Annotated in this window: 19 protein-coding genes; 18 read left to right on the top strand and 1 reads right to left on the bottom strand. The window is 27.7% G+C overall.

Features of this window, described 5'->3' with window-relative positions; genetic code table 11:
* Positions 1 to 22: 22 nt before the first annotated feature.
* On the bottom strand, positions 23 to 562 hold the full coding sequence (gene rbr, locus B2694_RS05165) for a rubrerythrin (protein WP_346884832.1): 540 nt from the start codon (positions 560 to 562) through the stop codon (positions 23 to 25).
* A 1216-nt stretch (positions 563 to 1778) separates the two neighbouring features.
* Between rbr and B2694_RS05160 the strand changes: the two genes are divergently transcribed.
* The 18 genes from B2694_RS05160 (at position 1779) to B2694_RS05075 (ending at position 19810) form a co-directional block, all read left to right on the top strand.
* A complete protein-coding gene (locus B2694_RS05160; protein WP_346884834.1) occupies positions 1779 to 2885 on the top strand; it encodes a DegT/DnrJ/EryC1/StrS family aminotransferase in 1107 nt (368 codons plus the stop codon).
* 103 nt (positions 2886 to 2988) lie between these two features.
* Positions 2989 to 3585 carry a sugar transferase gene (locus B2694_RS05155; RefSeq protein ID WP_346884831.1) on the top strand — a complete coding sequence of 199 codons (597 nt, stop codon included), beginning with the start codon at positions 2989 to 2991 and terminating at the stop codon, positions 3583 to 3585.
* A 15-nt stretch (positions 3586 to 3600) separates the two neighbouring features.
* Positions 3601 to 4287, top strand: a complete 687-nt coding sequence (locus B2694_RS05150; protein WP_346884830.1) for a YveK family protein — start codon at positions 3601 to 3603, stop codon at positions 4285 to 4287.
* The gene (locus tag B2694_RS05145; protein WP_346884829.1) at positions 4287 to 5015 is read left to right on the top strand and encodes a CpsD/CapB family tyrosine-protein kinase; all 729 of its coding nucleotides are present in this window, start codon (positions 4287 to 4289) and stop codon (positions 5013 to 5015) included. The genes B2694_RS05150 and B2694_RS05145 overlap by 1 nt, the downstream gene beginning before the upstream one ends.
* Positions 5016 to 5101: 86 nt before the next feature.
* Entirely contained in the window at positions 5102 to 5779 is a 678-nt protein-coding gene (locus B2694_RS05140; protein WP_346884828.1) for an acetyltransferase, read from the top strand.
* Positions 5745 to 6893, top strand: coding sequence for a glycosyltransferase family 4 protein (locus B2694_RS05135; RefSeq protein WP_346884827.1), 1149 nt, complete (start codon positions 5745 to 5747; stop codon positions 6891 to 6893). The genes B2694_RS05140 and B2694_RS05135 overlap by 35 nt, the downstream gene beginning before the upstream one ends.
* 65 nt (positions 6894 to 6958) lie before the next feature.
* Positions 6959 to 8065 carry a glycosyltransferase family 4 protein gene (locus B2694_RS05130; protein WP_346884826.1) on the top strand — a complete coding sequence of 369 codons (1107 nt, stop codon included), beginning with the start codon at positions 6959 to 6961 and terminating at the stop codon, positions 8063 to 8065.
* A 57-nt stretch (positions 8066 to 8122) separates the two neighbouring features.
* Positions 8123 to 9019 (top strand): glycosyltransferase family A protein, encoded by an 897-nt coding sequence (locus B2694_RS05125; RefSeq protein WP_346884825.1) that lies wholly within the window; start codon positions 8123 to 8125, stop codon positions 9017 to 9019.
* Positions 9020 to 9032: 13 nt separating this feature from the next.
* A complete protein-coding gene (locus tag B2694_RS05120; protein WP_346884824.1) occupies positions 9033 to 10118 on the top strand; it encodes an EpsG family protein in 1086 nt (361 codons plus the stop codon).
* A gap of 20 nt (positions 10119 to 10138) precedes the next feature.
* A complete protein-coding gene (locus B2694_RS05115) occupies positions 10139 to 11299 on the top strand; it encodes a glycosyltransferase family 1 protein (RefSeq protein ID WP_346884823.1) in 1161 nt (386 codons plus the stop codon).
* Positions 11271 to 12461, top strand: a complete 1191-nt coding sequence (locus B2694_RS05110) for a glycosyltransferase (RefSeq protein WP_346884822.1) — start codon at positions 11271 to 11273, stop codon at positions 12459 to 12461. The genes B2694_RS05115 and B2694_RS05110 overlap by 29 nt, the downstream gene beginning before the upstream one ends.
* A gap of 14 nt (positions 12462 to 12475) precedes the next feature.
* Positions 12476 to 13501, top strand: a complete 1026-nt coding sequence (locus B2694_RS05105; protein ID WP_346884821.1) for a glycosyltransferase family 2 protein — start codon at positions 12476 to 12478, stop codon at positions 13499 to 13501.
* Between the two features lie 14 nt (positions 13502 to 13515).
* Positions 13516 to 14676, top strand: coding sequence for a CDP-glycerol glycerophosphotransferase family protein (locus B2694_RS05100; RefSeq protein WP_346884820.1), 1161 nt, complete (start codon positions 13516 to 13518; stop codon positions 14674 to 14676).
* An 11-nt stretch (positions 14677 to 14687) separates the two neighbouring features.
* A complete protein-coding gene (locus B2694_RS05095) occupies positions 14688 to 15107 on the top strand; it encodes an adenylyltransferase/cytidyltransferase family protein (protein WP_346884819.1) in 420 nt (139 codons plus the stop codon).
* Positions 15108 to 15146: 39 nt separating this feature from the next.
* Positions 15147 to 16346 carry a glycosyltransferase gene (locus B2694_RS05090; RefSeq protein WP_346884818.1) on the top strand — a complete coding sequence of 400 codons (1200 nt, stop codon included), beginning with the start codon at positions 15147 to 15149 and terminating at the stop codon, positions 16344 to 16346.
* Positions 16347 to 16360: 14 nt separating this feature from the next.
* Positions 16361 to 17551: a glycosyltransferase gene (locus B2694_RS05085; protein ID WP_346884817.1), complete on the top strand. Its 1191-nt coding sequence runs from the start codon at positions 16361 to 16363 to the stop codon at positions 17549 to 17551.
* 29 nt (positions 17552 to 17580) lie between these two features.
* The gene (locus B2694_RS05080) at positions 17581 to 18768 is read left to right on the top strand and encodes a glycosyltransferase (RefSeq protein ID WP_346884816.1); all 1188 of its coding nucleotides are present in this window, start codon (positions 17581 to 17583) and stop codon (positions 18766 to 18768) included.
* 13 nt (positions 18769 to 18781) lie between these two features.
* Positions 18782 to 19810 (top strand): glycosyltransferase, encoded by a 1029-nt coding sequence (locus tag B2694_RS05075; RefSeq protein WP_346884815.1) that lies wholly within the window; start codon positions 18782 to 18784, stop codon positions 19808 to 19810.
* Positions 19811 to 19818 lie beyond the last annotated feature (8 nt).

Here is a 19818-nt window from a genome sequence, read left to right as displayed (position 1 = left end):
TGCCAAGGGCACTTTTTTTATATTAATAGTTTTTAGCTAATAATTGAAAGTAACTTTGAGGATGTGTACAAACAGGACATGCATTTGGTGCTTTTTCTCCTTCATAGATGAATCCGCAATTAGCGCATTGCCATACCACTTTTTCTTGTTTTTCAAATACTTTTCCGTCTTCAATATTTTTTAATAAAGCTAAATATCTTTCTTCATGCTCTTTTTCAATTTTACCTACACCTTGAAATAAGTTTGCAATTTTATCAAAGCCTTCTTCTCTAGCTTCTTTTGCAAAAGTAGCATACATATCAGTCCACTCATAGTTTTCACCAGCAGCTGCATCTTTAAGGTTTTCCATAGTATCACCTATGCCATCATGAAGAAGTTTGAACCATATTTTTGCATGTTCTTTTTCATTATTTGCAGTTTCAGTGAAAAGAGCGGCAATTTGCTCATATCCTTCTTTTTTAGCCTTTGAAGCATAAAAAGTATATTTATTTCTAGCTTGAGATTCTCCTGCGAATGCTGTTGCTAAATTAGCTTCTGTTTTAGTTCCTTTTAGATTTCCCATCTTTATTCCCCACTTTCTTATTCTATAACATTACCATTAAAAGTAAGTTATTATTTAATAATTATTATTATCTAACAATTTAAATATAGTGTACCATATAAAAAATGGAATGTAAATAATTATAAATAAATATTAACATTTATTTATAATTTCCGTAATATTTACACTTATATATTATTATTATGAAATTATATATGAATTTTAACAATAGTTAAATAGTACAATTCTAATGAAAATCTCATACTATACAGAGAATCTGTATATATAGCTCAATAAAATTATAGATTAAAAAGGTTTATAGTTATTAATAGAGGAAATGTAGAGGTTACTAATCTTATACTAGTTGATAAATTGGATAAAAGATTAGAATTAGTTCGAGAGTGATAGAATATCATTAGCTAATTTTACTTTTTTCAAAATAAGAAAATCTCTGAAACCCTTGAAGCCACAACAAATAGTTAACTATTTATATAGTTTCCTATTAACATATATAAATAATTTAATATATAACTATTTGTTATATGAAAATATGAATTATCTCCAAATTTTATCATTTTCATTAACCATAGATTATAAAACTAAAGTAGAGAGTAGTGCAACAAATAAATTTTATTAGAGTGTGTCATAGCAATGTAGGCACACTCTTTTACTATATACTAAAACTTTTAAACAATATTATAAAAGTTTTAATGTAACTTTAGGGTGAAAGAAGAATTTTATTATTAAAATAATTAGTTATATAAAGTAGAAGTATGTATAAATAAGTGCATATACATACAAATAAAGTATCATGCAAAAGGTCATTGTTATTTTCTAGGATAAAAAGGCGAAGAAAACTAAATGAAACAAATGTAAAAAAGTGGTAATATTGTAATGTAGAACTATATGTTAATTATTTATATAAAAACAGTGGATTTAATACACAAATAAAAATTTTAATCAGATTTTATGATAATAAAATTTAATATTGATTCGTGGTAAGGAATTTTAATATATAAGTTTTAAGGATAAGGAAAGAATTTTTTCACATATTATCCTATGAAAGGAGGCGAAGTATATAGTGGAAAATATGAAAAGTAACAAGGATATTATTCAATTAATAAAGTTCAACAAAATAGATGGAAGTAAAGAGACTTTAGAATTAACAGAACCGATTAGGCTTAGTGAAATAATTAATGAAGATAGCAGAAGGAAAATATACCTTTCATCCCCACATATGGGTGAGGAAGAAATTAAGTACGTACTTGAGGCTTTTGATACTAATTGGATAGCACCAATGGGTCCTAATGTAGAGAACTTTGAGAATGAGATAGCAAACTATGTAAAAGTAAAAAGATGCCTGGCACTAAGCTCTGGAACTTCAGCAATTCATATGGCGTTGAAGCTATTAGACGTAAAAAATAATGATTTAGTTTTTTGTTCATCATTAACTTTTGTAGCAAGTTGTAACCCAATAATATATGAAAGAGCTGTTCCAGTATTTATTGATTCAGAACCTAAAAGTTTTAATATGTCTCCCAAAGCATTAAAAAGAGCTTTTGAATATTATGAAGAAAAAAATATGAAGCCTAAAGCGGTAATTGTAGTTCATTTATATGGTCAAAGTTCAGATATGGACGAAATAATAAAAATTTGTAACTTTTATGATGTGCCTATTGTAGAAGATGCTGCAGAATCATTAGGTGCAACTTATAAGGGTAAGCAAACTGGAACCATGGGTGAATTTGGAGTATTCTCTTTTAATGGAAATAAGATAATAACTACTTCTGCTGGTGGAATGCTTGTATCAAATAATATGAATGCCATAGAGAAAGCAAGATTTTGGGCCACTCAAGCTAGAGACAAGGCTAGATATTATCAACATTCAGAGCTTGGATATAACTATAGAATGAGTAATATTTTAGCAGGAGTAGGTAGAGGTCAACTTAAAATATTGAATCAACGAATAGCTAAGAAAAAAAGTATTTTTGAATTTTATGATAGAAATTTTAAGAATATTCCGTGGATTGATATGGAAGAAATTTGTGACTATGGAACATCAAATTATTGGCTTAGTGTGATGACTTTATCTAAAGGATGCAAAATTAAACCTATAGATATAATAGAATCTTTAGAAAAAGAAAATATAGAATCTAGGCATATTTGGAAGCCTATTCACCTTCAACCCTATTATAAAGAATTTGTTTTTTTTAATCACAATGATGTAGGTATAAGTGTATGTGAAGATATATTTGAAAGAGGAATTTGTCTTCCATCAGATACAAAAATGACAGTTGAAGATCAACAAAGGGTAATAGATGTTATAAAAGGATTATTTAAATAAAGTTTGGAATTATAGGTAATTTATATTTGTTTAATATAAAATTTAAATTATAAATTTGTATTTAAAAAGATAGAGATAAAATTTAAGAAAGTTCGAGGATAATATGTTTATAAAAAGAATATTTGATGTTGCTATTTCAATATTAGGACTTATTATTTTATTACCTATGTTAATTATTATAGCACTGATAATAAAGATTAAATTAGGAAAACCAATTTTTTTTATACAGGAGAGGGTAGGAAAAAGGAATAAGATTTTTAAAATGATTAAGTTTAGAACAATGAAAGATATAAAGGATGAAAATGGGAAGATATTACCAAATGAAAAGAGGCATACAACAATAGGAAAAACACTGAGGGCATTAAGCCTTGATGAAATACCAGAGCTTATAAATGTTATAAAAGGAGATATGAGTTTAGTAGGACCAAGACCTCTTTTAAAAGAGTATTTAAGTTTATTCTCACAAGAGCAGTTAAAAAGGCATCAGGTTCTACCAGGAATTACGGGGTGGGCACAAATTAATGGTAGAAATGCTATATCATGGACAGAAAAATTTAAATTAGATATATGGTACGTGTGTAACTGGTCCCTACTTTTAGATTTGAAAATTTTATTTTTGACCATATATAAAGTTATTAAAAAAGATGGAATAAACCAAGATGATAATATTACCATGGAATACTTTAATGGAAGCAATTAAAGGAGGATGAAATTTATGGATGAAAAATTGATAAATTTTGATGAAATAGTATATTTACTAAAGAAAAAAATTTGGATTTTAATATTAATTACTGGAGCTATATCATGTTTAGGTGGTTATAAAGCTTCATTAATGACTACAAGTTATCAAGCTACAGCGAAAATTTACGTTGGTAGAGGAAATAATCTAATGGACTATTATTCTCAGAATGAAATTCAATATTACAATGAATTTATGAATACCTTTAATGAAATAATCAGGGTAGATGATTTTTTAAATGAAACATTGAAAAAATATAAAATTAACAAGTCGTCTTGGGAAGTGAAAAATTCATTAGGGTTTTCTGCATCAGAGAATACACCTATATTTACAGTAACATATAATACTAGTGATATGGAGGGAGCAGAACAGGTACTAACAGCTATATGTGAAGAGTTTAATGAGCAAGCAAAAACTATAATTCCAGATGCTAAGCCTAGAATTATAGATAGTACTAAAGTATATCCCATAGTACCTAATAAAAAGAAGCTAATGCTTATGTACTTCGGATTTGGTGTAATATTTTCTTTGGGATTAATATTTTTTATAGATTATCTTGATGACACTATTAAGAGTAACTCTAGATTAGAAAAAGTTTTGCCAGTACCAGTATTAGGAAATATACCTAAGCACGAAAAAGGATTTAAGGGAGGAAGAGAATAATGTTTATATACAATAAAATGCCACATTCTATATCTGCTGAATCCTATAAATCCATACGCACAAGTTTAAAATATTCATCTGTTGATAAAACAATAAAGACCATTGTAATAACTAGTTCAGTACCAGGAGAGGGGAAATCAACAATTGCTGGTAATTTAGCACTTTGTTTAAGTGAAAGTGGAAATAAAGTTTTAATTATAGATTGTGATCTTAGAAGACCATCTTTACATAAAAAATTTAGGCTTTCTAATTTAAAGGGAATTACAGATTGTTTAATTGATAAAGATAATTTAAAAGAATCTATACAAGAATTTACTTCTGACCTATCAGTAATATCATCAGGTACTATTCCTCCTAATCCTTCAGAAATTTTAGGTTCGAAAACTTTTGAAAGATTTTTAAAAAATATAGGAAGTACCTATGACTATATAATATTAGATACTCCACCGTTACTAGCTGTTACTGATGCCAGCATTCTTGCAGGTAAAGCAGATGCAACAATTATAGTTGTGAAGTATGGAAAAACTAGAGAAAAAGATATTAACTTAGCATATAAAGAATTAAAAAAGGTAAATGCAAATGTAGTTGGAAGTATACTGAATAATTGCGACATGAAGAGAACAGATTCTTATTATAAATATTATCCTAAAGAAAAAAAGAGTTTTTTTAATAAAAAATCAAGAAAAAGAAATTATGAAAAATATAAATCTAAAAAAGTTAATGCTTAAAATGTAAAATTAAGCAAATTAATCTTTGACTTTAAAACCAATTATCATAAATTCGTTTTATTAAATATGAAAAAGAGGAAATTACTATGAAAAAAGTTATCATTATAGGAGCAGGAGGAGTTGGAAGAGAAGTTGCATTAATAATAAATCAAATTAATAATTTTAAACCAACTTGGAATATAATTGGATTCCTAGATGATAATCCAACAAATTTAGGGAAAACTTTAAACGGACATAGAATTATAGGAAATGTTGAGTTATTAAATTACATTAGTAAAGACATATATGTTGTTGTAGCTATATCAAACTATAGAGTAAAGAAAGAAATAGTTTCAAAGTTAGAGGGAAAATTTAAATTTGCAACTTTAATTCATCCAAGAGTATCCATACATGATTTTATGACTGTGGGACATGGGACAATAATATATGAAGGAGCAATTTTAACAACAGATATTAAAATCGGAGAACATGTAATAATAAGTCCTAAATGTGGTATTGGTCATGATTCTATTATAAAAGATTATGTATCCTTGTTATGGAACGTAAATGTTTCAGGAGGAGATATTATTGAAGAAGGAGTACTTATGGGATCCTGCTCTACGGTAATTCAAAATTTAAAAATAGGAAAGGGAGCAATAATAGGAGCTGGTTCTGTAGTAGTAAAGGATATCCCAGCTTATAGTACTGCTGTAGGAGTTCCTGCAAGGGTCATAAGGGAAGAGGAAGTTTATGAAAAAGATATTATATATAACAACAGTAAGTAGAACAATTAATGCATTTTTAATTCCACATATAGAAATGTTAATAGATAAAGGATATGTTGTTGATTGCGCATGCTTTATAGATAAGCCTATAGACAAGAGATTAATATCCAAAGGAGTTAAAGTATACAATGTACCATTTTGTAGAAAACCTTTAAGTTTAAGAAATTTAAAAGCCTTTTGGAGATTAAGATTTATACAAAAGATAAATAAATATGATGTTGTCCATGTTCATACACCTATAGCAGCATTATACGGAAGAATATTAAAACTTTTGTTTCCTAAAATAAAAATTATATATACAGCTCATGGCTATCACTTTTATAAAGGCGCACCTAAGATAGCATGGTGTATGTTTTATCTTATGGAGAAGCTTATGGCTAGATTTACAGATGTAATAATAAATATTAATAATGAAGACTATGAAATAACTAAAAATAAGTTAAAGCCTAAAATGTGTTACTTAGTTAATGGAGTAGGTATAAATATAGAGGATATTAGACGGACTGAACTAAAGGCAGAAGTGGTTAATATACAGAAGCTCTCTTTTGATAAAGATGATTTTATAATACTTATGATAGCAGAATTAAATCATAATAAAAACCAACTTCAGCTTATAAAGGCGTTGGAACTTATAAAAGATAAATATCCAAAGATTAAGGCAATTAGTGTAGGCGAAGGAAATAGGCTAAAAGAATTAAAAGAGGAAATAGTAAAAAGGGGAATAGAAAAAAATATAAGTTTTTTAGGTTATAGAGAAAACATAAATGAGCTTATAAAAATTTCAGATATAGGGATATTACTCTCCTATAGAGAAGGGTTGCCTAAAAGTATAATAGAGTTTATGTCACATGGGAAAAAAGTTATAGGTACTAATATAAGAGGAATAAGAGATCTTATAGAAAATGAAAGTATAGGTAAGCTAGTAGAAGTGGGAGATTATGAAGCTACTGCAAGAGCTATAGAGGAATATTATTTAGAAGGAGATAGAAGCTTTAATACACCTAAGGAAATACAGAAATATGATTTAAATAATGTAATAAGTGAGTTGGAGTATATATATGATACTTTAGATTTACAAGACTACTATTTGCCTGAAAAAAATATAAATTTATAAAGCATAACTTATTACTAGAATTTAATAAGTAGCAATGAAAATATATATTGAAGGGATGTAAAAATATGAAAAGGTGTCTTCATATATTACCAATGAATAAGCTAAGTGGAGCTGAAAAAATGGTGCTGCTAATTTGTAAGAATTTAACTAATTATCAGTCGATAGTCCTATGTGGTGGGGACAAGCTTAAAAAAAGTTTTGAGGATAATAATATAAATAGCTATTCCTTAAGTTTTTCTAAGAAGCATATTTTAAAAAATATGAAGTATCTTAAAAATATTATAAGGGATAATGATATAAAAATAGTCCATGCTCATGATAATAATGCTTCAATACATGCTTATTTAGTAAAGAGTATATATGGAGTAGATATAAAGGTAATATCACATATTCATAGTTGCTATCCATGGATAAATAGTAATGGATTAAATAGTAGTATTGATAAGTTATTAAGGCCAAAATATGATTACAATATTACTTGTGGTAAGGTTGTATATGATTTTTATAAAGAAAATGCAAATTATCTTAATAGGGAAAAAATATCTATATTATCTAATGCTATGGATGTAGAAGAAATAATAAATTTTAAAAGTAATAAAAGGAAGTGGATAGCTACAAAATATATCATTCCACAGAATGGAAAAGTAATAGGATTTGTAGGTAGATTAGATGAAGAAAAGGGACTTATACCTTTTATAAAAGAATTTTATAAATATAAGGAAAAATTTATAGATACAAAAATTTTCATAATTGGAAGCGGAACACAAGAAGAAGAAATTAGGTCTATGGTAAAAAAATTAGAATTGGGTGAGTTTTTTATATTTACAGGATTTGAAGAAAATGTATATGATTTTTTCCCTATTATAGATGTGTTTTTTCTACCTTCACTTTACGAAGGTCTTCCAATGGTAATACTGGAAGCTATGTCATTTGGAATACCTGTTGTAGCTATGGATGTAGGAAGTATAAGTGAAGTTATAAACTCTCATAGAGGAAGGCTCATAAAGCCAGGAGATTATAGAAGCTTTATGGAAGAATTAAGAAATTTGAAAGAGGATAAACAATTAAGAATTGATCTTGGGAAAAATGGACGTGAATTTATAAAAACCAACTATAATATAAAAAACTACTGTAAGAAAATTGAAAAAGTCTATGATAGTATTAGTAAGTGATTTATTTGAAGATAAAAGCAGATATATAAAAAGTATGATTTAGGATGGAGGATATTAATGAAACCAATTTTAACAGTTTTTACGCCAACCTATAATAGAAAAGAACTCATATATAAGTGTTATGAAAGTTTGAGAAGACAGACAAATAAAAATTTCAAATGGTTGGTAATAGATGATGGATCAACTGATGATACTAAAGAGCTGATTATAAATTGGAAAGAGGAAGCAGATTTTCAAATAGATTATATATATAAAAAAAATGGCGGTATGCATAGTGCTCATAATACTGCCTATGAAAATATTGATACAGAACTAAATATATGTATAGATTCAGATGATTATATGACAGATGATGGAGTAGAAAAGATTCTAAAGGCTTGGGAAGAAAGAAAGGCAGAAAATATAGCAGGAATTGCAGCTCTTGATTTATATGAAACTGGTGAGATAATAGGAACAAAGTTTTCAGAAGAATTAAGGGAAGCTACTTTATTTGATATATATCATAAATATGGTATTAAAGGAGATAAAAAACTTATATATAGGACTGAGCTTACAAAGAAATATCCATATCCAGAGTTTGAAGACGAGAAATATGTAGGACTAGCTTATAAGTGTCATAAACTAGATGAGAAGTACAAACTAGCTTTAGTTAATGAACCTGTTTGTATTGTAGAATACATGGAAGATGGGTCTACTAAGAATATGCTTAGACAATACAGAAATAATCCTAAGGGATGGTGCTTCTATAGAATAGAAAACTTAAAGATACCTAATACATCTTTATTATACAGATTTAAACAATGTGTCCATTATGTATCTAGTAGTTTAATTGTAAAGGATAAGAATTTTTTAAGTAAGGTTCCTTACAAAGGGATTATGTTAGCAGCTATTCCTCTGGGATGTATTTTATATAGTTATATAATCTTTAGAACTAGAGATATAAGAAACTTATAGAAAGGAGAAAAAAATGGGAATATATTATGCTACCTTAGCTTCAACTTTTATATTATCATTGCTTGCTAGAATGGCTAATGATAAAAAGTACAAGCTTATAGCTATATTTTGGATTTCTCTTGTAGTTTCGGTTTTAGTATTATTTTCAGGGCTAAGGTCTGGTATTGGAGATACAGGTATGTATAAGCACACCTATAATCTTTTAGTAGAAAATCATAGTTTTTCTAAAGCTAATGGAGACTATGGTTTTGTCTTATTAAATTTAATTTTAATTCAATTTTCCAATAATCCACAAACTATTGTATTTGTAGTAGCTCTAATAACTCAACTATGTAATGTCTATGTATTAAACAAGTACAGGAGTTATATAGAACTAGAAATATTTATGTATATAGCAGCAGGTTATTTTACAGTTACCATGAATGGGATGAGACAGTGTTTAGCAGCAGCTCTTTTATTTCTATGCGTAAAGTTTATTATAGATGGTAGCTTTAAAAAATACTTATTAAGTGTACTTATAATTTCAACTATTCATCAATCAGCTCTATTTATGATTCCGATATATTTTATAGCAAGATTAAAACCTTGGTCAAAGAAAATATACATGATAATTGGAATCGCTGTATTAGGACTTCTTTTTTATGAGGTGCTAAGCAGTTACTTGTTTAAGATTATAGAAAATACTAATTATGGGTATTATTCAGATTTTGACGAAGGAGGATCAAGTATAATGAGAACCCTTGTAAACATGGTTCCAATTATATTTGCATATTTAAAAAGGAATGAACTAAAAGAAAAGTGGCCACAGAGTAATGTATTTGTTAATATGGCTCTTTTAAATTGCATATTTGTAGCCTTTGGTATGTCAAATTGGATATTTAATAGATTTTCATTATATTTACAATTATATAACTTTATACTATTACCGTATATAATACAGAATTGTCTAGAGGGTAAGCAAAGACGAACAATATATTTAGCGTTCATAGTGTGTTATCTAATATTCTTTTATAGAGAGCAAGTGATAGGACTTAATATGCAATATAAGAGTGTTTTAGATATAAAATCTATTTTTTATTATACTCCCAATCATAGATGAAAAGTAAGGAGAGATGAGAAATGAAAAGAAATAAGGTGCTTCATATTGTAGGTGGAATGGACGTGGGTGGTACTGAAACTATGCTTATGAATTTGTATAGAAAGGTTTATAAGGAGATTCAATTTGACTTTATTTCTTATTACCATAAGGAAGGCTATTATGATGAAGAAATTAGAAAATTAGGTGGAAGAATAATAAAGTTAGATCCTCCAAGTGAAGTAGGTGTGATAAAATCCGTAATAAATTTAATGAAGATTATAAAGAATGATGATGAGTATAGTGCTGTTCATGCTCATACTTTATTTAATTGTGGAATGGGAGTATTGGCTGCAAAATTAGTTGGAGTAAAGGTAAGGATATCTCATGCCCATACTACTAATGATTGTAGTAAAAGTCTAATAAAAAGATTATACATATCCATAATGAAGGGATTAATAAAGGGGTTTTCCACAAACTTTTTGTCATGTAGCGATGCAGCAGGTGAGTATTTATTTGGATACAGTACACTTAAAGATGATAGATACTGTAAATTACCTAATTATATTGATTATGAAAGATTTATTAATAATGAAGGTAGTAGCTATATAAGAAAAAAATTAGGAATAAACAATGATGATATTTTAATTGGAAATGTAGGAAGATTTATTCATGTCAAAAATCATAATTTTCTAATTAATTTAATGTCAAACTTAGTGAGAATAAATCCTAAATTTAAATGTATTTTAATTGGTGATGGAGACTTAAGGGGGCCTATAGAAGAAAAAATTAAAAAATTAAACTTAGAGAATAACATACATCTGTTAGGTATTAGAGATGATGTGAATAACATACTTAAGGAAATAGATTTATTTATATTACCATCCACCTACGAGGGATTAGGCCTTGTACTTTTAGAGGCACAAGCTTCAGGAGTACCATGTTTAACATCTACGGCTATTCAGCCGGAAGCAGATTTACATCTAGATCTACTTAAGAGATTGAATCTTGAAGCAGGTATAGAAATTTGGAGTAATACAGTAATGAAAATGTTAGAACAATCCAAGGTTGATAAGATGTTAATAAAAAGAACATTTGAGTTTCAAGGATATAGAATTGAGGATGTTAAAGGTAAACTATATAAATTATATGGAATAGAATTAGAAGGGAATAAATATGAAGAATGTACTAATAGCATCCTTTGATATGGAAGTTGGGGGAGTAGAGAGAAGTCTTATAAATATGTTAGAAAGCTTTGATTATAACAATTATAATGTAGATTTGATGTTATATAGACATAAAGGAGATTTTATGAAGTTATTAAGGGGTAAATTTAACATTTTAGATGAGATAGAAGAATACACCACCTTTCGAAAATCTATATTAGAGATGTTTAAGGATAAAAAAATTAGTTTAGGATTAGCACGTATTAAAGCTAGAATGGATGCTTCTAAATATGCTAAGAAAAATAGTTTAGAAGAATCTGGACATGTACAGATGCAGAGGATGTGGCAATTTTCATTGAAATATTTACCTTGTTTAAATAAAGAGTATGATGTAGCTATAAGCTACCTATGGCCACATTATTTTGTAGCTAATAAGGTAAAGGCTAAGAAAAAGATAGCCTGGATTCATACGGATTATTCCTGTATTAATACTGATGTTATAGAGGATATAGAGCTTTGGAATAAATTTGATTCTATAGTAGCTGTATCGGAAGAATGTAAAAATTCCTTTTTAAAGAAATATAACAAACTAAAAAATAAGGTGGTGGTAATGGAGAATATTGTATCTCCAGAGTTTATAAGATTCATGGCTGAAGAAGAGGTGGAAGATGATATAAGTAAAGGAAAAGGCTTTAAGCTTCTATCAGTAGCTAGATTGTCAATGGCAAAGGGAATAGATAATGGAGTTAGAGCTTTAAGAATATTGCATGATAAAGGGTTTACAGATATAAAGTGGTATGTAGTTGGGTATGGGGGAGATGAGGGGATGATAAGAAAGTTAATAAAAGAGAATCATCTTGAGAAAGATTTTATAATACTAGGAAAAAAAATCAATCCATATCCCTATATGAAAGGTTGTGATTTATATGTACAGCCATCAAGGTATGAAGGACGAGCTGTAACTGTTACTGAGGCTCAAATACTAGGAAAGGCTGTAATCATTACTAACTATCCTACGGCTAAAAGTCAGTTAAGAGATGGAGTTGATGGATTAATATGTAATAAATCAGTAGAAGGGATAGCTTCTGGAATAGAAAATATTTACAATGACAGACATTTAAAAAAGGAAATGGAAGAGTGTTGTGGAAAGAGTAACTATGGCAACATGGAAGAATTAGGAAAGATATATAAGCTATTTTAAGAAAGGGAGAAGATATGGAACCGCTAGTAAGTATAATAGTTCCTATTTACAAGGTTGAAAAATATATAAGAAGGTGTGTAGAAAGTATTTTAAATCAAAGTTATAAAAATATTGAGATAATCCTTGTAGATGATGGTTCACCAGATAATTGTGGAAGGATTATAGATACATATGAGGATAGTAGAATATTAATTCTCCATAAAGAGAATGGAGGTTTATCTGATGCAAGAAATTATGGAATGAAATACATTACCGGTGAATATATATTCTTTTTGGATAGTGATGACTGGATTGATGTTCATGCAATTAATTCTTTAATCAATATTATAAAAAGATATAAAGCAGATGTTGTACAATGTGGATTTTACTATGTTTATGATGAGTATCTCCTTTATGATAATAGATATTATAATGAGCAAGATAATCTAGTTTTATTAGACAATGAATCCTTAATGAGAGAGTTGATTATTAATGAAAAAGTGAAGAATTTTGCTTGGGGTAAGTTATATAAAGCAGATTTGGTAAAAGATCAATTCTTTAGAAAAGGTGTAATATTTGAAGATATATTTTGGACTCATTTAATAATGAGTAATGTAAGTAAATATGTTATATATCATAAAGCCCTTTACTACTACGTACAAAGGGAGGATAGTATTGTCTCAACATATAGCATAAGAAATTTAGATATGCTAAGAGGACTTAAGGAAAGACATACTTATATACAAAACCATTATAGTAAATTTATAAAAGAATCTTATATAGCCATTTTAAAAGCTAGTATGATGCAATATGAGTTACTGAATAATAATAAAATTAAAGATAAAGATTTTTTTTATCGAAAGGAAATAAAAGATTATATTTTAGATAATATCACAGAAATAAGAAATGCAGTAGAAGAAGATAAAGAATTAACTAGAAGATTAATTTTATTTAAGAATAATTATTATCTTTATAAAGGATATGTATTAACTAATAAAATTTTAAAAAGATTGAAACTAAAAGTAGCAGAACCAGCTTTGAAGCGTATTGACTTTAAATGAAAGGAGTTTTAAAAATGAGGTGGACAGATATATATATAGATTTTAAAAAATATGTAGCACTATTAATTATAAGAATTTTTAATCATTTACCTATAAAGAAAAATAAAATATTTATATATAGTTATTATGGTAATCAATATGGGTGTAATCCTAAATATATTTCTGAATACCTTGTAGAAAATTATAGGGATAAATACGATATTGTTTGGGCTTTCAATAATATGGCATTAAGGGGATATATAAAAGGAATAAGAGTAGTAAAAAATTTTTCCTTAAAATACTTTTATGAAATATGTACTGCTAAAGTAATAATTACAAATTTTCGAACCACAGAGTTATTTAAAAAAAGGAAAAACCAATACTATATGCAAACATGGCATAGTTCCCTAAGACTAAAGAAGATTGAAGGAGACTCAGTAGGATCTTTGAAATCTAAATATATAGATATGGCTAAAGCTGATTCGAAAAAGATTGACTTACTATTATCAGGATGTAAGTTTAGTACAGAGATATTTAAAAGAGCTTTTTGGTATGATGGAGCAATATTAGAATGCGGAACACCTAGAATTGATATATTAATTAACAAAAAATTGGGTGTAGAAAATAGAATTAAGGATAAATTTAGAATACCCATAGATACAAAAATTATCTTATATGCACCAACTTTTAGAAAACATAATGAAATAGGGGTCTACAATTTAGATTATGAAAGAGTTATGGAAGAATTTCAAGATGTTCTAGGAGGAAACTGGATATTTTTGGTTAGGTTACATCCACATTTAGTAGAAAAATCAAAATTAATTGTATATGGACATAGAGTGATAGATGTGACAAGCTACGATGATGTACAAGAGTTATTAGCTGAAGCAGATGTATTAATATCTGATTACTCTTCATTAATATTTGACTTTGGATTAACTAATAAGCCGTGTTTTTTATTTGTTCCAGATGTTGAGATATACACAAAAAAAGATAGAGAACTATACTTTGATATATATAAATTACCATTTAGTATTGCACGTACCAACGACGAATTAATAGAAGTTATTAATTCTTTTAATAAAGAAAATTATCTAAATAAGCTAAGAGAATTCTATGAAGATGTTGGTATCGTTGAAGATGGTGAGTGTTGCAGAAGATTGTGTGAATTAATATATAAAGTATGTTGGAGATAGGAGAGATTTATATGAAGAAGTATGAGATAGGATATACAACTGGAGTATTTGATATGTTGCATGTAGGGCATTTAAATATACTTAGAAGAGCGAAGGAACAATGTAACTTTTTGATAGTAGGAGTAAGTACCGATGAGTTAGTAAAAGAATATAAAGGGAAATCGCCTATAATACCATTTTCTGAAAGATTAGAAATGGTAGCAGCACTTCAGTGTGTAGATATGGTTGTGCCACAAAGAGATAGAGATAAGTTTGCTGCATGGGAAAATTATAAATTTGATGCAATGTTTGTAGGTGATGATTGGAAAGGAAATGAACTATTTTTAGAGATAGAAAAAAGACTTAATAAGGAAGGCGTTAAAGTAATTTACTTTCCATATACAAAAAATACATCATCATCAATACTTAGAGAAAAGCTAAATGTTATTTAAATTTAATAGAAAAAAGTGTGTAAAAGCAGAGGATATAATATGGTAAAGAAAAATGTAATATTTGTTATAGATTCACTTAATTGTGCAGGAGCTGAAAAGAGTATTATCACTTTATTATCACTTTTAGATTATTCTAGATATGATGTGGATTTACAACTTTTTGGATATGGTGGAGAACTTGAAGAATTAATTCCTAGAGAGGTAAATTTATTAGAGCCACTAGAATACACCAAGTACTCTACTTTATCTGTAGGCAAAGCTTTATTGTATTCAATAGAGAGATATAAGTTTAGCATGCTATATGGAAGGGTAAAGTATTCTCTACAAATACGTAAGGGCCGATATAGTAATGCTCAAAAAGCTCGATTATTTTGGAATAATATTTCTCATTTAATTGAAAGCAGAGATAAAGAGTACGACTTCGCTATAAGTTATGCTCAAGGAATACCAACATTCTATGTAGCGGATAAAATTAAGGCTAAAAAAAAGTATGCTTGGGTAAATGTTAGCTATAAATTGATTGGGGTCGATAGAGAGTTCCAGAGAAAATATTATAATTGTTATAACCAAGTAGTAGCAGTTTCAGAATCTGCAAAAGATATTTTCTTAGAGAGTTATCCTGGGTATAAAAATAAAACAAGAGTAATATACGACATAAATGATTATAATTTTATAAAAAGGATGGCAGAGTATGGTGAAAGTTACGAGGATGATTTTCAAGGTATAAGAATATTAACTATAGGGAGATTAGCAAATCAAAAGGGATATGATATTGCAATAGAGGCTTGTAGGAAATTAAAGGTAGCTAATATTAATTTCAAATGGTATGTATTGGGGAAAGGGCCACAAAAGAAGGAAATAGAAGGGTGGATTAGGGATAATAATCTTGAAGAAAACTTTATATTACTAGGGGTAAAGTCAAATCCATATCCATTTATTAGAGATTGTGATATATATGTTCAAACTTCAAAATTTGAGGGGTTTGGGTTAGCAATAGCCGAAGCTAGAATGCTTAATAAGCCAGTAGTAACGACTAGATTTGATGCTGTATATAACCAAATGGTTCATAGAAAAAATGGATTAGTTGTAGATATGAATTCACAAGGGATTTATGATGGGATTCTGCAAATAATTAATGATGATGAACTTAGAAATAGTATTATATATCATGTTAAAGCTGAAAAGAAAGGTAATATAGAGGAATTAGATAAATTTTATAATTTGATAGAAGGTAAATAGATTAGGGGTTAAGTATGATACGAATAATATTTATGATTATTAATATGAATATAGGTGGTACAGAAAAAGCGCTGCTATCAATGATAAGAGAAATGGATAGAACTAAATGGGATATTACTATTCTTATGTTAGAGGAATATGGTGGATTTTTAAATGAAATACCAGATTGGGTTAGTGTTAAGTATGTAGATGAATATAAGAGTTTAAAATCATATTTTAATGAGTCATCTTTATCTGTGTTAAAGAAAAATGTAACAGAACATAAATATTTAGAGAGTATCATTATTCCTATATTATATTTCATCACTAAAATCACTGGGAATCTTAGCTACTATTATAAGTATATCTTTAAAAATGTAAAAGCGTTAGATAATAACTATGATATTGCAGTAGCTTATGCAGGACCTATGGACTTTATAACATATTTTGTAGCAAACAAAATAAAGTCAGAAAAAAAAGTACAATGGATACACTTTGATATAGAAAAAATATATTTTAATAAAAGATTAGCATCTAAGATATATAAAAGTTTTGACAGGATTTTTGTGGTATCCAAAGATGGTCTAGGTAAATTTATAAAGAGTTTTCCTAAGGTAGTGGATAAGACCCAAGTATTTTATAATATTTTAGAACATAAAAATATTAATAGTTTGGCTGAAAATGGTGAATCTTTTAAAGATGATTTTCACGGGATTAGGATTCTTACAGTAGGAAGATTAAGCAAAGAAAAAGGACAAGATTTAACTATACCTGTTTTAGCAAGATTAAAAAGTGAAGGGTATAAAGTACGTTGGTATTGTGTTGGAGAAGGTGGAGCTAGAAGTGAGTATGAGACAATCATAAATAAATTTAAAATTGAAAAAGACTATGTACTATTAGGAGCAAGATTAAATCCTTATCCATATATGAAAGATTGTGATATATACGTACAATCATCAAGACATGAAGGATACTGTATAACTTTAGCTGAAGCTAGGTGCTTTAATAATCCAATTATAACAACTAATTTTACTGGAGCCACTGAGCAAATAATTAACGAAGAAAATGGGATTATAGTTAGTGAAGATGTTGATTCCATATATTTAGGGATTAAAAAGCTATTAGACAATAATGATTTATATGAGGCAATTAGAAACAACCTTAGTAGTAAAAATATAAATACAACAGCAGAAATTGAAAAAATTAGTAGAGTAAGTATGAACTGAAAAATGACAGAAGGATAGGAGTAATGCCAGTGAAAAAAGTTCTATTTATGTTAAGCAGTATGAATATTGGTGGAGTTGAAAAGTCCTTACTTTCACTATTATCAGCTATACCAAAGGATAAATATAGTATTACCATCTTACTCCTTGAGAAAAAAGGAGGTTTTCTAGAATATCTTCCACAGTGGGGAAAAGTCGAAGAAACTAATTGGTTTCAAGATATAAAACCAATTCTTATGGATTCACCTTATGAGACTATAAAAAGTTATATTAAGAAGAGAAAGTATCATAAAATTCTTGGATTTTCTTATTCATATTTTAAGAGTAAAAAATCAAATGATAGATATATATATTATAAAAACATACTAAAGAGCATTCCAATGAATATGAAAGAATATGATGTAGCAATAGCCTATGCAGGTCCAACTGAGATAATAGATGCTTATATAACACATAAGGTTAAAGCAAAACTAAAAATCTCCTGGGTACATTTTGATATTTCACATCATGCGATAAATAAAAAATTATATACAAAGTTATATGAAAGATTTAATAAGATATTTGTAGTATCTAAGAATGCAGAGAGAATATTAAATAAGCAGTTTCCATTTACATCTACTAAATCACAGGTATTTAACAATTTAGTTTCACATGAATTAATTAAAGACATGGCAGAAGAAAAAATAGATTTTGACAATGATTTTAAGGGTATAAGAATTTTGACTGTAGGAAGATTGTCTAAAGAAAAGGGGCAAGATTTAGCAATAAAAGTATTAGATAAATTGAAAAAACAAGGATATAAAGTTAAATGGTATTGCATTGGAGAAGGTAAGGATAGAAAAGAGTATGAGAAGCTTATAGAAAATCTAAATCTGAGAAATGATTTTATTTTATTAGGAGAAACTATAAATCCTTATCCCTACATAAAGGCTTCAGACATCTATGTTCAGCCTTCAAGGCATGAAGGCTACTGTATAACCATAGCAGAGGCGAAATGTTTAAACAAGCCTATAGTTACTGCAAATTTCATTGGCTCTAATGAACAGATTGAAGATGGACAGAATGGTTTAATTGCTGAGTGTAATGTAAATAAAATATGCGAAAAAATTAAATTTCTTATTGATAATCCAAAAGTTAGTGAAAATTTTTCAAAAGCTTTATCAAGGGAGAAGATAGATACAACATGTGAAGTTATTAAACTATGTAACTATATTGATTGAAAGGAAAAATGATATGAATCCTAAAATAAGTATAATAGTGCCTGTATATAATGTTGAAAAGTATATTAATAAATGTGTTGATTCCATATTAAATCAAACTTTTAAGGATTTTGAACTTATTCTTATAGATGATGGATCAACAGATAGTTCTGGTAAAATATGTGATGAATATGGTGAGTTAGATGAAAGGGTTATAGTGATTCATAAAGAAAATGGAGGAGTATCTTCAGCTAGAAATATCGGTATAGATACTTGTAATGGAACATATTTAGCATTTGTAGATCCTGATGATGATATAGATGAAAATATGTATGAAACCTTACTTGAAAATAATTCTAATAGTGATATTGATTTAATAGTTTGTAAAATAAAAACCATAGATACATTAAAAAATAAAACGTATGAATCTACTATTTGGAATGAAACTAATTCAATTATTAGTAAATATGAGATTAGAAATCAGGTCATTCCAGGAATTTTAAGTGGAAATTCATATAGTATATTTTCAGTATTTAATAAATTGTATAAAACTTCAGTGATGAAGCATCATAACGTGCGGTTTGATGAAAAAATGAATCATGGTGAGGATGCCAGACTAAATTTGATTTTATTAGAAAAGATAAACTCGATACTATTTTTAGATATTGCTTTATATAATTATTATAAAAGAGATAGGCAATCATTAACTACTGTATTTGATAAAAACAGATATGATTATATATTAAATAATAAAAAATTTGGATTAAGCTTATGCAAAAAATATAATATTAATGATACTGATGATTATATAGACCAATATCTAAATAATACCTTAAATCATATGATTGATTTGGTTTTATCTAATGTTTCAATAAAGGAAATAATAAGAATATTAAATAGAATAATGAATGATTCAGAGTTTAAAATTAATATATTGTATTACAAGTGTCCATCCGTATACTATAAAGTATTAAAAAGATGTTGTAGATGTAGAAATGAAAAGATATTTTGGTTAACTGTAAAAGGAAAAACATTCATTCAAAATATTAAAAAAACAATTTGAAATGTTTA

Origin of the sequence: Clostridium sp. UBA4395, from assembly GCF_002390995.1 — a bacterium.
Taxonomy (GTDB): Bacteria; Bacillota; Clostridia; order Clostridiales; family Clostridiaceae; genus Clostridium_J; species Clostridium_J sulfidigenes.
The sequence above is the reverse complement of the archived record's forward strand: the minus strand, read 5'-3'. Positions and strand labels throughout refer to the sequence as shown.